Origin of the sequence: Paenarthrobacter sp. AT5 (genome assembly GCF_032764245.1) — a bacterium.
Taxonomy (GTDB): Bacteria; Actinomycetota; Actinomycetes; order Actinomycetales; family Micrococcaceae; genus Arthrobacter; species Arthrobacter ureafaciens.
Window position 1 is genome coordinate 1,297,963 of the sequence record NZ_CP136441.1, and the last position, 12,905, is coordinate 1,310,867.

A 12,905-nucleotide genomic window follows, 5' to 3' on the forward strand; every position below is an offset into this window, starting at 1 on the left:
CTCCCGCAACAAGCCGGTAGATGCAAGAAAGACCCTGCCCCTGGAACTACACGTTCCGAGGGGCAGGGTCTTTTTACTGTGCGGCCCTGTGTGGGTCCGGCTGTGACCCCGCGCGGGTCAGCGGCGCTGAGGGAGCAGCTGCCGCAACCCCCGCCATGACCTGGCAAGCCCGGCACCGGCCCGCCTCGTGACCGAGGCCAGCGCCCGGAAAGGCGCGCCGAGCGCGTGGAGCCACCGTCGCATCAACGACGGCGGAAGCCAGTCCGCCTGGAAACGGACCCACCAGCCCGAATTGTTGCGCAACGACTCCCGGACGACGGCGATCCTGGGCGCTGCGGACGCGGCGGCGGTATCCGAGGGGCGGCCATAGCGCTGCCGTTCGAAGTCGGCGGTGAGGGAGGCAACCGCCCGGTGGGCGGCGTCGTCGAACCCGCCAGAGTCACCAAGCACCGTGCTGGAGCGGAACCTTGCCGAGAAGTGCCGTGGGGTTTCGCTTGGTGTGGAGGGCACGCCAAAGTCCGTGGCCAGGTCCAGCAATTCGGCCCATGCCAATCCTGCGGACGGGTACTCCGGGAGTGGCTGATCGTCCCCGGGTTTGCGGCGCTTCAGCCGGCGGCGGCGAAGCACGGAGCGGGTAAGGCGCGGAGAACCCAGGAACGCAGCCAAGAGGATGACGGCGGCAGATGTGGCGGCAATAGCGGGAAGCGGGTTGCCCTGAACAGGCCCTTGGGCCGGTGTGTCGATACCGGGCAGCGGCGCCGTGGTGGGGACAGGCGTTGGCGCCGTACTGGGAACGTCCTTCTCATCGGTGTTCGTGCTGAGGTTTCCGGTGGTGGAAGCCTCGGTGGCATATTCGGGAACGACGCCGCGGGAAGGCGTCGGCTCAAAAGGAACCCACCCCAGGCCTTCGAAGTACAGTTCCGGCCAGGCATGGGCGTCACGGGCGTCCACTTCATACTCGGGGAAGGAACCTTGGCCCACCAACGCCACGGATTCGCCGGTCAGCCGGCCCGGTGCGTATCCGACGGCGATTCGGCTGGGGATGCCCTCAACCCGCGCCATCACAGCCATCGCCGATGCGAAATGGACGCAGTAGCCGCTCTTGACGGAAAGGAAATCCGCCAGGACTGACAGGCCGTTGCCGTCATACCCGTTTTGGACCGGAGCCTGCAGGGAGTAGATGAACTCGCCGGAGCGGAGGTATTTCTGGATGGCCAGCGCCTTGGCGTAATTGTTGCCCGCCGATGCCGTCACCGTCCGGGCTGTGTCCCGGACGATGCCCGGGAGGTTTCCGGGGATGCGCAGGAAGTCCTCGGAAATGGAGCGGGGCGCAGCGTTCGCCTGGGACAAAGCCTGGGCCGTGACCTTGGGCGCTGCGGAAAACACAACGTACCGCTGGGCCAAAGTGCTGGTTTCCGTGCTCATGATGCTCAGCGTGTCGGGGTCCCACGTCCAGCGTCCGTTGAGCCCGTTGACTGACACCGGTGCAAAGGGGGCGGGTAGATACGGGCTGGTGAACAGTCCGGCGTTGATGGACGTGACGGCGTTGACTATCTCTCCCTGGACGGAGTACCCGGCCTCGATCCGGTCCGCCCCCGCCCGCCGCGAGCCGGCACGATCATCCGGCGCCCAGGTTTCGCCGTCGAAGTGGTCAATGGTGACCGAGCGCAGGTACAAAGGCCCGCTGGAACTGGTGGCGTAAGTAATCCGGCCCGCCCCGCTGGGGCTGCGGAGGCTGTTGCCCAGGGTGATCATGGGGTTGAGCCCGTTCGAGGTTCCCCACGGCGTGAGCCGTGAGCCTTGCGGGAAGGTACCGTTGTCGAAACCCGGTATGGCCAGCGGCACCACCATCGCCAGGCCAAGGGTCAGCACCCCTGTGACCACCAAGCGCTTGAACTGGCCAGCGCCCCGCGGAGCCCCGGATTGCAGCCGCGAGTCGGGAGCGAACCATTGGCTGCAGCCGAGGATCAGCAGGAACCCGATGGTCGCGCCGATAAAGCCCGGCACGCCGACGCTTTGCGGTTTGATGGTGGCCGGAACAACCATGATGGCCAGCAGGCCGATGCCGCTCGCCGCGGGCATGGAAAGGGGGACGGCCAAGGCATCGATCAAGACCACCAAAAGCCCAAGGCAAGCGCACGTGACAAAGACGATGCCGACGTTTGGAGCCACTGGAGCGCTCTCGGAAACCACGGTTTCCCCGGCACGCTTGATGAGCCTTCCCACTGCCTGGAGGGTCTCCGGCGTGGGGATGAACCCCAGGAGGCTTTCCTGCCGGCAGAACGTGAAGGCCAGGACCCCGATCAGGGAAGCCAAGGCGCCAATGGTGGCCAGCAAGGGCTGCACGCGCAAGGAGCGCAGCACGGCCAGCGTCAGCGCCACGGCCACCACGGCGGTGATCAGCGGCATGAACCACGCCCAGCCCCGGAAAACCCCGTTCAGTGAAAGCGCGGCACCCAGTACGCCCATGGAAATGGCCCCGGCCATCGCCCAGGGGAACGCGCCCGGACCCGGGCCCGAGATGCGGCGCCGTGTGCCCGGCGTCGAAGTTTTGCTCCGGGGATCTGCGCTCGGCCGCGAAGTGACGGTCATCGTGGCACCGCCGCTCCCCGTCGGACGTCCATGGCGGCCGCAGCCGCAGCAACCATTCCGCCCTCGTCAAACGCCGCCCAGGCAGCCGCCAACGGGGTCCTTGACGTGACGGCGACGGCCCGCCATCCACCCTGCCGCAGAATCTCCAGGACTTGCTCGTTGTTGCGGGAGGAATCAGTAACCAGCAGCGCAAAAGCGTTGGCCCCATATGCGGCAGCCGGAGCCAGGGCTTTGGCCTCGGGCACGGTCAGGTTGCCGAGCAGCGCCAGGAGGGGGCCGCGCAGCCGATGGGCCGCGAGCTTGTCCATGAGCAGGTCATCGAAAGCCGAGTCTCCGCCTTCCGGCGATTCATCGAGGTTCCTGGCGGCGCGGCCGGGGCCTCTGACGGCAGCAGGGGTCCTGCCCGGGTTGCGCCGGTCCGCAGACGTTTCTTCGTCCTGACGGGCGTGCTCGGGCCGGTGATGCCGGGGACCGGACAACTCAATTGCTGCCAGGCCCTCGGCGATGGCGTGCAGGCCGCCCGCCCCGTTGAATTCCTCCGCGGTGGCGTCAGGAGCGGATTTTGAGTGGCTGAAGGCGGGATGCCCCGAGGCGTCCAACATTCGCAGCGAATAGTTCCGCTCGGACAGGTGTGCGCTGATGGACATTGCAGCGGTCACCACCCACTCGAAACCGGGCGTGGTCAGCAGATCAGTGTCCTCGTCATGGCTCCCGAAGACCGAGCCGGTGCTTGGAGCAAAGGCTGCCAGCCGCTGGTCCAGGACGATCGTGGCCTCGGGAGTGGTCACGGACTCTTCCTGGCGCACCATCAATTGCCCGTGGCGCGCCGTTGCCGGCCAGTGAACCCGGCGCATCGGATCACCATGGCGGTACTCGCGGGTCATGATGTCGTCATCGCTCGGGTTGGCGCGGATCCGGGTTGCCGTGACGCCGTCATTTCCCCGGGCCCCGGCCAGTCCCGTCGCGGGAAGTTCGACGGCGGCGGGCGTCACGGTGAGGAGGTCGCCGTCGTCGATTGAATGGCGGCGCAAGGACAGGCCAAACGGATCGCTGAACTCCGCGGTGACCGGACCGATCCGGAATTGGCCGCGCTTCCCGGAACGGAGATGGTACTCATAGCGGCTGGTTCCGCCGGTGGCGGAGCGGGCAGGGAAGCGGAACGCGGGCGGATCTCCGAAACGGGGCGGAAGCTGCTCCTCCATGACCACCCGGCCGGTGCCGTACGAGGTGCGGGCCACGGCCAACCGCACGGTGGTTGCCATGGCGGTTTCCACACTTGAGGGATTGAACTCCCGGTACACCTGGAATTTAGGTTTGAGGATACGGACCCCCGCCAGTGCCACAAGGGGCAGCAAAATCAGGAACACTGCCAAGGTGAGCAAATCGCGCCGGCCCATGATGTGGGCACAGACGATGGACACCACGCCTGCGGCCAGCAAACCCCAACCCCGGTTGGTGAACAGATGCTTGGGAAGCCGATCCACGAGTGCCATCCGGACCGCCTAGGCGCTTTGCTTATCCCTGCGCCACGCGCCGGGCGGTTCCTGGGCGACCGGGAGCGAGGCAAGGATTCCGCGCAGGACGGTCTGGGGGGTATCGCCGGCGCTCGCCGCTTTCCTGTCCAGGATGATGCGATGCGCCAGGACCGACTCGGCGACGTCCACCACATCGTCAGGGAGAACGAAGTCCCTGCCGTCCAAGGCAGCGGTTGCCTTCGCGGCGCGCAGCAACTGGAGCAAGGAGCGCGGACTGGCACCCAGCCGCAACCGGGCACTTTCGCGGGTGGCGCGGCCTATGGCTACGGTGTACTCCTTGATGGCGGGGGACACGTACACCTGCTGGACCGTGGCAATCATGGCTGCGACGTCGTTGGCGGTGACCACCGGCGTCACCTTGGCCAAGGGCGAAACAGCCTGGTGGGTCTCCAGCATTTCGATTTCCGCATCCCGGTCCGGGTAACCCATGGAGATGCGCGCCATGAAACGGTCGCGCTGGGCCTCGGGGAGCGGGTAGGTGCCCTCCATCTCGATGGGGTTCTGGGTAGCGACCACCATGAACGGCAGGGCCAACGGATAGGAGTGCCCGTCCACGGTGACCTGGTGCTCCTCCATGCACTCGAGCAGTGCGGACTGGGTCTTGGCCGAAGCACGGTTAATCTCGTCACCAATCACGATGTTCGCGAAAACAGCTCCGGGCCGGAACTCGAACTGCCGGGAGGACTGGTTATAGATGGAGACGCCCGTGACATCCGAAGGCAGCAGGTCCGGGGTGAACTGGATACGGGAAACCGTGCAGTCAACGGTTCTGGCAAGTGTCTTTGCCAGTAGGGTTTTTCCTACCCCCGGCACGTCCTCAAGCAGCAGGTGCCCTTGGGCCAGGAGGACCGTCAGGGCCAGCTTGGCAGCGTCGGCCTTCCCATCGATCACCTTGCTGATCGCACCGAGGATCCGTTCGCTGGAATCGTGGAAGCGTTCGGCATCCATCACGTGCGGCTTGTGCCCGTTGTGCACGGCGTCCGGGTTGCGCGAAGCATTCCCGTTGTCTGCAGCGTCCAAGGGCACAGCGCTGTACGCCTCGCCCTGAAAAGAAGCTGGTTCAACAGTGGCGCGTCGCTTGGACTCCATGGAATGCCCTTCAGCCGTGGCCGCCCGCCCGGCAACGTGCCGGCGTTGGCCGCCTTGTCCGTTCCAGCCTACCCAGACTTTGGGCATCGCTGACATAGTGCAGGGGGAATTTGTGTGCTGCTTGGAGTTCGTCACCACGGGCCGCGGGGATGGGGGAGGACCGCGGTCCGATTAAGGTGGGAGCATGTGCAATTCCCTCGCCCCTGCTCCCTATCGCACGTCCGCAGACCCAGACGATGCCAAGGCATCGCGCAAGGAATATCCACCCGCGCCCCAACCGCTCCCCGTCCCCGTGATGGACAACCACACGCACCTGGACTTCCGGCACGGCCTGATCGAGGTAAGCGTCGCCGACGCCATGGATGCCGCCGCCGCCGTCGGTGTTCATGGAGCCATCCAAGTAGGGTGCGACCTCGAGTCGTCCAGGTTCACCGTGCAAGCGGTGGAAGCCGACCCGCGGCTTCTGGGTGCAGTGGCGATCCATCCGAACGATGCTCCCGTTTACGCCGGACGCGGAGAGCTGGAATCGGCGCTCGCCGAGATCGAAGACCTTGCCCGCCATCCCAGAATCCGTGCCATCGGCGAGACCGGCTTGGACTTCTTCCGTACGCGCGGCGAGGGACTGGCGCATCAGCGCCATTCCTTCCGGCGCCACATAGATATTGCCAAGCGCCTTGACCTCACCCTGCAGATCCACGACCGCGATGCCCACGACGACGTGGTGCAGGTGCTCAAGGAAGAGGGTGCTCCGGAGCGGGTGGTCTTCCATTGCTTTTCCGGCGACGAGGATCTGGCGAGGATCTGCAATGACAATGGCTGGTACATGTCCTTCGCCGGGACCATGACGTTCAAGAACGCGCAGAACCTCAGGGACGCCCTGGCCATCGCGGAACCATCCAGGGTGCTGGTGGAGACCGATTCGCCGTTCCTCACCCCGCACCCTTACCGGGGACGTCCCAACGCAAGCTACATGGTTCCCTTCACTGTCCGCTCCATGGCCGATGTGACTGGAGATGACCTGTCCGAGCTGTGTTCGCGCCTCGCGGAAAACACCGTCAATGCCTACGGATCATGGGCATAAGGGCCATCTGACGTGCAGGTATTCGATGTGATGCTGAATACCCGGTATGCATTTTGATTGGCTCGTTTATAACAAATCGGTTACTGTGAACCAAATAGCCGGGGTCGGGGAAGGCCTTCGGACAACTGGTTCGGCAAGAGCCGGACTCACCAGTTGAATGTAGTGACGGCGCAGCAGCCGGCAGTGAAGCGTGGGACCGGGCGTGAGCCAAGCCCCTCTGTTTTGCCGCTGGTGTTTCTTTGCGCTTTTCCCCGTGCCCGGATGGTCTGAGAGTTATGGGCAAACGTGATCAAGTTCTTCACAACGGACGGCAAGTTCAGTTTCCTCAAAGTGGGCGCGCAAGTGCTGGTGTTAGTAGCACTCGTAGCCGGTGTCGTTGCCTTCGTGGGCAACAACAAGACGGTCACCTTGAACGTCGACGGAAAAGTGAGCTCCATCCAGACCTTTGGCGGAACCGTCGACCAGGTGGTCAAGGCAGCCAAGGTTGAACTGAAGAACGATGACCGGGTGACCCCCGCGCTGGATTCCCGGGTGGAAAACGGCTCCGTGGTGAACGTCAACCTCGCCAAGGCCGTCTCCATCGAACTGGACGGCGCCCGGAAGACGGTCAACACCAACGCTCCCGATGTGGCCGGCCTGGTCAGCGAACTCGGCGTCGCCGGTTCTTCCGAAATTTCCCAGCCCAAGGATGCTTCCCTCGAAGTCCAGGGTTCCTTCGTGTCCATCTCCACGCCCAAGACCATCAGCCTCGTAGCCGACGGCAAGGACACCAGCACCACCACCACGGCCTCCGACGTCGCCGAGGTCCTCAAGGACGCCGGGATCACCGTGGGTGCCAATGACCGCGTCTCCCAGCCGAGCAACGCCCCCATTGTCCAGGACATGGTCATCAAGGTCTCCCGCGTGGACACCAGCAAGACTGCCGAGACCACCGAGGAAGTCCCGTTCGAGAGCGTCAAGAGCGAAAGCGCAGAGCTCTACAAGGGTGAGGAAAAGGTAACGCAGAAGGGCGTTGCCGGCTCCGTGGTCAAGACGTTCAAGCTGGTCCTCGTGGATGGCCGTGAAGCCTCCCGCACCCTCGTCTCCAGCAACGTGACCACCCAGCCCGTCACCGAGAAGGTGGCTGTTGGAACCAAGGCACGTCCGGTGGCAGCAGCGAAGGCAGCCGCTCCCGTATCCAGCGGCCCCACCGGTGCTCCCAACGAAGCAATGTGGGACCGTATTGCCCAGTGTGAATCCGGCGGCAACTGGTCCATCAACACCGGCAACGGCTACTACGGCGGCCTCCAGTTCTCCAGCCCCACCTGGCTCGCCAACGGTGGTGGCGCCTACGCACCGACCGCCAACCTTGCCACCAAGGCACAGCAAATCGATATCGCCAACCGCCTCTACGCCAAGAACGGCCTCCGCGACTGGGGCTGCGCGCACGCAGCCTAGCCCGGCGCAGACGATACGATACCTAGGTGACTGAACCGAATTCCGAACCCGCCGCCGTCGCGCCTTTGCTGGGCGCAACTGACATCCGACGGTTAGCCGAGGAAATCGGTGTCCGCCCCACCAAGACCCTGGGGCAGAACTTTGTGATCGACGGCAACACCATTCGCAGGATCGTGTCCGCGGCCGGCATCGACCCGGACGAGACCGTGCTGGAAGTTGGACCAGGCCTTGGCTCGCTGACGTTGGGCCTGCTGGACGCGGCCCGCGAGGTAGTCGCCGTCGAAATCGATCCCGTGCTGGCCGGCAAGCTGCCGGAGACCGTCCGTACCTGGCGGCCCCAGGCCGAGGAGCGCTTCCACCTGGTGCTGTCCGATGCCATGAAGGTGACCGAACTGCCGGTGGAGCCCACTGCCTTGGTGGCCAACCTGCCCTACAACGTGGCCGTCCCGGTGGTGCTGCATCTGCTCCAGCACTTCCCGGGCCTGCGCCACGGCCTGGTGATGGTGCAGGACGAGGTGGCCGACCGCCTCGCGGCGTCGCCAGGTTCCAAGATCTACGGCGTCCCGTCCGTCAAGGCCGCCTGGTACGGGCGCATGCGCAAGGCCGGTGTGATCGGCATGAACGTGTTCTGGCCGGCACCCAAGATCCATTCGGGCCTGGTGGAATTCACGCGCCACGAGCCGCCCGCCACCCACGTGACGCGGGACCAGGTCTTCGCCGTCATCGACGCCGCGTTTGCGCAGCGGCGCAAGACGCTCAGGGCTGCGCTGGCGGGTTGGGCAGGCGGTGCCGTGGAGGCCGAACGGTGCCTGGTAGCTGCAGGGGTGGACCCCACCGCACGCGGCGAAGTCCTGGACATTGGCGCGTACGTGCGGATCGCCGAAGCGCGCCACCCGGCAGCAGTATGACCCCGGGAATCCGCAGGCCCGGGGAACTGCCCTACCAAGGGGAGCGCTTCCGTGCACGCACGGTCCGGGTGAAAGCGCCCGGCAAAGTCAACGTCTCGCTGGCCGTTGGACCCTTGCGACCCGATGGCTACCACTCCGTGGCCAGCGTCTACCTGGCAGTGTCCTTGTACGAGGAGGTTGCTGCGACCAGCACTGAAGCCCCCGGGATCACCGTCAGCATCAGCCCGGCGAGCACCTTGGACCTGGACGGCGTCGATATCCCGCTGGATGAGCGCAACCTGGCTTACAAGGCAGCCGCTGTGATGGCCGAGATGTCGGAGAAGCCAACCGGCGTTCACTTGGAGATCACCAAGCGCGTTCCCGTCGCCGGCGGGATGGGCGGGGGGTCCGCCGATGCCGCGGCCACGCTGTTGGCGTGCGATGCCCTGTGGAACAGCGGCCTCTCCCGCGAGGAACTTGCCCACGTGGCCGCCGAACTTGGTGCGGATGTGCCGTTCTCGCTCCTGGGGGGGACCGCGGTCGGGCTCGGGGTAGGCGACAAGCTCTCGCCGGCACTGGCCAAAGCGCAGGTGGACTGGGTGCTGGTTTTCGCCGACTACGGACTGTCGACCCCGGACGTATTCCGCACGCTGGATGGGCTGCGGGATTCGGAAGGCGCGGAGGTTCCGGAACCCGTGGAGGTGGATCCGACCATCCTCCAGGCCCTACGGAACGGCGATCCTGAAACCCTGAGCCGGGTCCTCGTCAACGATCTGCAAAGAGCCTCGATTGCCCTGGCCCCGCAGCTTCGCGACACAATCGGGCTTGGGGAGGCGCAAGGCGCCCTGGCCGGAATGGTCTCAGGCTCCGGACCCACCGTGGCCCTCCTGGCGAGGGATCCCGGCGCCGCCTCCGTGCTGGCCGAAGATCTGACACATCGGGGGCACAACGCCATCGCTGTGCACGGACCCGTGCCAGGCGCCCGGATCATCTCCGATACCCTCCTTTAGTAGCTCCCTGCCTTTAATAGCTCCCTGCACACCAGCTCCAGAAAGTAGTACCCATTGGCCCACCTGCTTGGCGGCGAAAACCTCTCTGTCACCTATGGCACCCGCACCGTGCTCGACGGCGTCACCCTCGGTTTGGAGGATGGCGACCGGATTGGCATGGTCGGCCGTAACGGCGACGGAAAGTCCACCCTCATGCGGCTGCTTGCGCTGCGATCCACTCCGGACTCGGGCCGGGTCACCAAACGCAACGACGTCACTGTGGGCTACCTGGACCAAAGCGACGTGCTCGACGGCGACCTGACGGTGGGTGCCGCGATCGTCGGCGACCAAGCGGACCACGAATGGGCTGCGAACCCGAAGATCCGGGAAATCATGGGCGGCCTCGTAGGTGACGTTGACTGGCACGCCAACGTGCACTCGCTCTCCGGTGGCCAGAAGCGGCGGGTGGCACTGGCCAAGCTCCTGATCGGCGACCACGACGTCATCATGCTGGACGAACCGACCAACCACCTCGACGTCGAAGGCGTTGCCTGGCTGGCGCGGCACCTCAAGTCACGCTGGCGCGCCAACCAAGGCGCGTTCCTGGTGGTCACCCACGACCGCTGGTTCCTCGACGAGGTCTGCAACTACACCTGGGAAGTCCACGACGCCATGGTGGACATGTTCGACGGCGGGTACGCCGCCTACGTCCTGGCGCGCGCCGAGCGCGACCGCATGGCCGCCGTCGTCGAGAATAAGCGCCAGCAACTGGTCAAGAAGGAACTCGCCTGGCTGAGGCGTGGCGCACCGGCCCGGACCTCCAAGCCCAAGTTCCGCATCGAAGCCGCCAACGAGCTCATCTCCGACGTCCCCGAACCCCGCGACTCCGTGGCGCTGAGCAAGATGGCCACCGCCCGGCTGGGCAAGGACGTGCTGGACCTTGAGAACATCACCCTCGATTTTGAGGGAGGCGAATCCGGGCAGAAGCTGTTCAACAACATCACGCTGCGGTTGGCGCCGGGGGAGCGCCTGGGGCTGGTGGGGGTCAACGGCGCCGGCAAGTCCACGCTGCTGCGGCTCCTGAACGGCGACATCCAACCAACGTCGGGTCGGCTCAAGCGCGGTAAGACCGTGGTCACGGCTGTCCTTACACAGGACGTGAAGGAACTTGACGAGGTCTCGGACCTCCGTGTCATTGAGGTTATTGAACGCGAGAAGCGCTCGTTCAGCGTTGGCGGCAAGGAGTTCACGGCCGGGCAACTGGTGGAGCAGTTGGGCTTCACCAAGGAAAAGCAGTGGACGCCGGTCTCCGACCTGTCCGGTGGTGAGCGCCGCCGCCTCCAACTCCTGCGCCTGCTGGTGGGGGAGCCCAACGTCCTCATGCTGGACGAGCCCACCAACGACCTCGACACCGACACCCTGGCCGCCGTGGAAGACGTCCTGGACGGCTGGCCCGGAACGCTGGTGGTTGTCAGCCACGACCGGTACCTGCTGGAGCGCGTCACCGACCACCAAATGGCCTTGCTCGGTGACGGGAAGCTCCGTGGGCTGCCCGGCGGCGTGGACCAGTACCTCGAACTGCGCGAAGCCGCCCTGGCTTCCGGGTCCCTTGCCGGTTCCACCGCACCTACCGCCGGTTCTGCGGGAGGTTCGGCTCCGACGTCGGCGGATGGACCCAGCGAGGCCGAAAAACGCGAAGCGCGGAAGGACCTCAACAGGATCGACCGTCAGCTCGGAAAGTTGGCCCAGCAGGAGGAGAAGCTCCACGCCCAGATGGCAGCCAAGTCCGAATCCGGCAACTTCGACGCCCTCGGGGAACTCAACGCCAAGCTGCAGGAACTGCTCGAGGAGAAGGAAGGCCTGGAGCTCGAGTGGCTCGAAGCCGCTGAAGTCCTAGGGGAGTAAGCCCGCCCCAGCAACGCTCTTTCACGTCCCGTCGGTTTGCGGGGGTTGCTCTTTCACGTCCCGTCGGTTTGTGGGGCCGGTTCGTACCCCAGGAGCCAGTGCAGGCCGTAGCGGTCTATCACCTGACCATCAGATGCGCCCCACGGCTTCGGGCCCAAGGGATCGACTACCTTGCCGCCGTCGGCGAGTTTGTCGAACCACTGGTGGAGAACCGCCGGGGCAGCTGTGCCAAGGAGCGAGAGCATGAGGCCCTCCATGCGGACGCTTGGCCCACCCTCCGAGGCGTCGGCTCCAGCAAGGCTCACTGGTCCGTCGAGGACGCCGTGTGCGATTGCGTCTGCCGGTCCGTCAACGCGTCCAAATTCCTCATAGGAGTAGAGGGCAAGAGTGCCGCCGAAGACTCCCGCGTAGAAGGTAAGAGCCTCGCGCGCAGTGCCGGGGAAGAGGGCGTAAATCTGCAATGCAGTCATTCCGGGATCCTATCCGCCGTGACAGAGGAACGCCCGTAGGCGGCCGGGATGTGATAGAGGAACGCCCGTAGGCGGTTGGGATGTGATAGGGGAATGCCCGTAGGCGGCCGGGATGTGATAGAGGAACGCCCGTCAGCGGCCGGGATGTGATAGAGGGTCAGGGGGCGGAGCGGAGGGCGGGCTCCTTTTGGAGGCCGGTCAGGCCGTTCCACGCCAGGTTCACCAGGTGTGCCGCCACGGCCCTCTTGTCCGGCTGCCGGCTGTCCAGCCACCATTGGCCCGTCATCGCCACCATGCCCACGAGCATTTGCGCGTACATGGCACCGTCCGCGGCGCTGAAACCGCGGCGGGCGAACTCGTCGGACAGCAGGTGTTCCACCCTGGCGGTGACATGCGAGAGCAGGGTGGAGAAGGCACCTTCGGGTTGCGACGGCGGTGCGTCACGCATGAGGATGCGGAAACCGTCGGTGCGTTCCTCGATGTAGCCCAGCAGTGCCAAGGCCGCCCGCTCCACCAGGACGCGGGGCTTGGCCTCGGTGCTGAGGGCCTCGGTGATGGAGTCCAGCAGGATCCGGAATTCCGCATCGACCACCTGCCGGTAGAGGCCCTCCTTGGAACCGAAGTGCTCGTAGATGACCGGTTTGGAAACCCCGGCAGTCGCCGCGATTTCCTCGATGGTGGTGCCGTCCAGCCCGCGGGTAGCGAATTGTGACCGGCCAATCCCGATGAGCTGCTCGCGACGTTGTTGGCCGGTCATCCTGGCACGGACCGTGGTGCCGCCGGAGGCGTGTTCCGAGGGCCCGCGGGACGGGATTGACCGGGAAAATTCAGTGCGCTTGCTCACTTGTCCATCATGCACCACCGGCGGTATTCGAGCCGGACAGGACCGCTGATACCGTGCCGAACGGGCATTTCCGGGC

Annotated in this window: 10 protein-coding genes; 5 read left to right on the forward strand and 5 right to left on the reverse strand. The window is 65.4% G+C overall.

The annotated features are described in order from the left end of the window. Positions 1-117: 117 nt before the first annotated feature. The 3 genes from RI444_RS06055 to RI444_RS06065 are packed head-to-tail and all read right to left on the reverse strand — an operon-like array spanning position 118 to position 5,216. Entirely contained in the window at positions 118-2,592 is a 2,475-nt protein-coding gene (locus tag RI444_RS06055) for a DUF3488 and DUF4129 domain-containing transglutaminase family protein (RefSeq protein WP_410510800.1), read from the reverse strand. Further along, entirely contained in the window at positions 2,589-4,085 is a 1,497-nt protein-coding gene (locus tag RI444_RS06060; RefSeq protein WP_207604969.1) for a DUF58 domain-containing protein, read from the reverse strand. Before RI444_RS06060 ends, RI444_RS06055 begins: the two co-directional genes overlap by 4 nt. A gap of 9 nt (positions 4,086-4,094) precedes the next feature. Next, positions 4,095-5,216, reverse strand: a complete 1,122-nt coding sequence (locus RI444_RS06065; RefSeq protein WP_031216222.1) for an AAA family ATPase — start codon at positions 5,214-5,216, stop codon at positions 4,095-4,097. 184 nt (positions 5,217-5,400) lie between these two features. On the opposite strand from RI444_RS06065, the gene RI444_RS06070 reads away from it, so the two are divergent. The 5 genes from RI444_RS06070 (at position 5,401) to RI444_RS06090 (ending at position 11,515) form a co-directional block, all read left to right on the forward strand. Beyond that, positions 5,401-6,297 (forward strand): TatD family hydrolase, encoded by an 897-nt coding sequence (locus RI444_RS06070; RefSeq protein WP_207604968.1) that lies wholly within the window; start codon positions 5,401-5,403, stop codon positions 6,295-6,297. Positions 6,298-6,582: 285 nt separating this feature from the next. Beyond that, the gene (locus RI444_RS06075) at positions 6,583-7,734 is read left to right on the forward strand and encodes a resuscitation-promoting factor (protein ID WP_021471466.1); all 1,152 of its coding nucleotides are present in this window, start codon (positions 6,583-6,585) and stop codon (positions 7,732-7,734) included. A gap of 26 nt (positions 7,735-7,760) precedes the next feature. Further along, on the forward strand, positions 7,761-8,642 hold the full coding sequence (gene rsmA / locus RI444_RS06080; protein ID WP_021471465.1) for a 16S rRNA (adenine(1518)-N(6)/adenine(1519)-N(6))-dimethyltransferase RsmA: 882 nt from the start codon (positions 7,761-7,763) through the stop codon (positions 8,640-8,642). Continuing rightward, positions 8,639-9,631: a 4-(cytidine 5'-diphospho)-2-C-methyl-D-erythritol kinase gene (locus RI444_RS06085; protein ID WP_021471464.1), complete on the forward strand. Its 993-nt coding sequence runs from the start codon at positions 8,639-8,641 to the stop codon at positions 9,629-9,631. The genes rsmA and RI444_RS06085 overlap by 4 nt, the downstream gene beginning before the upstream one ends. 54 nt (positions 9,632-9,685) lie before the next feature. Continuing rightward, positions 9,686-11,515: an ABC-F family ATP-binding cassette domain-containing protein gene (locus RI444_RS06090; RefSeq protein WP_021471463.1), complete on the forward strand. Its 1,830-nt coding sequence runs from the start codon at positions 9,686-9,688 to the stop codon at positions 11,513-11,515. 53 nt (positions 11,516-11,568) lie between these two features. Here RI444_RS06090 and RI444_RS06095 read toward each other — a convergent pair whose 3' ends face one another. After that, positions 11,569-11,985 (reverse strand): VOC family protein, encoded by a 417-nt coding sequence (locus RI444_RS06095; RefSeq protein WP_069694745.1) that lies wholly within the window; start codon positions 11,983-11,985, stop codon positions 11,569-11,571. 157 nt (positions 11,986-12,142) lie between these two features. Further along, the gene (locus tag RI444_RS06100) at positions 12,143-12,742 is read right to left on the reverse strand and encodes a TetR/AcrR family transcriptional regulator (protein ID WP_207605941.1); all 600 of its coding nucleotides are present in this window, start codon (positions 12,740-12,742) and stop codon (positions 12,143-12,145) included. Positions 12,743-12,905: the final 163 nt, after the last annotated feature.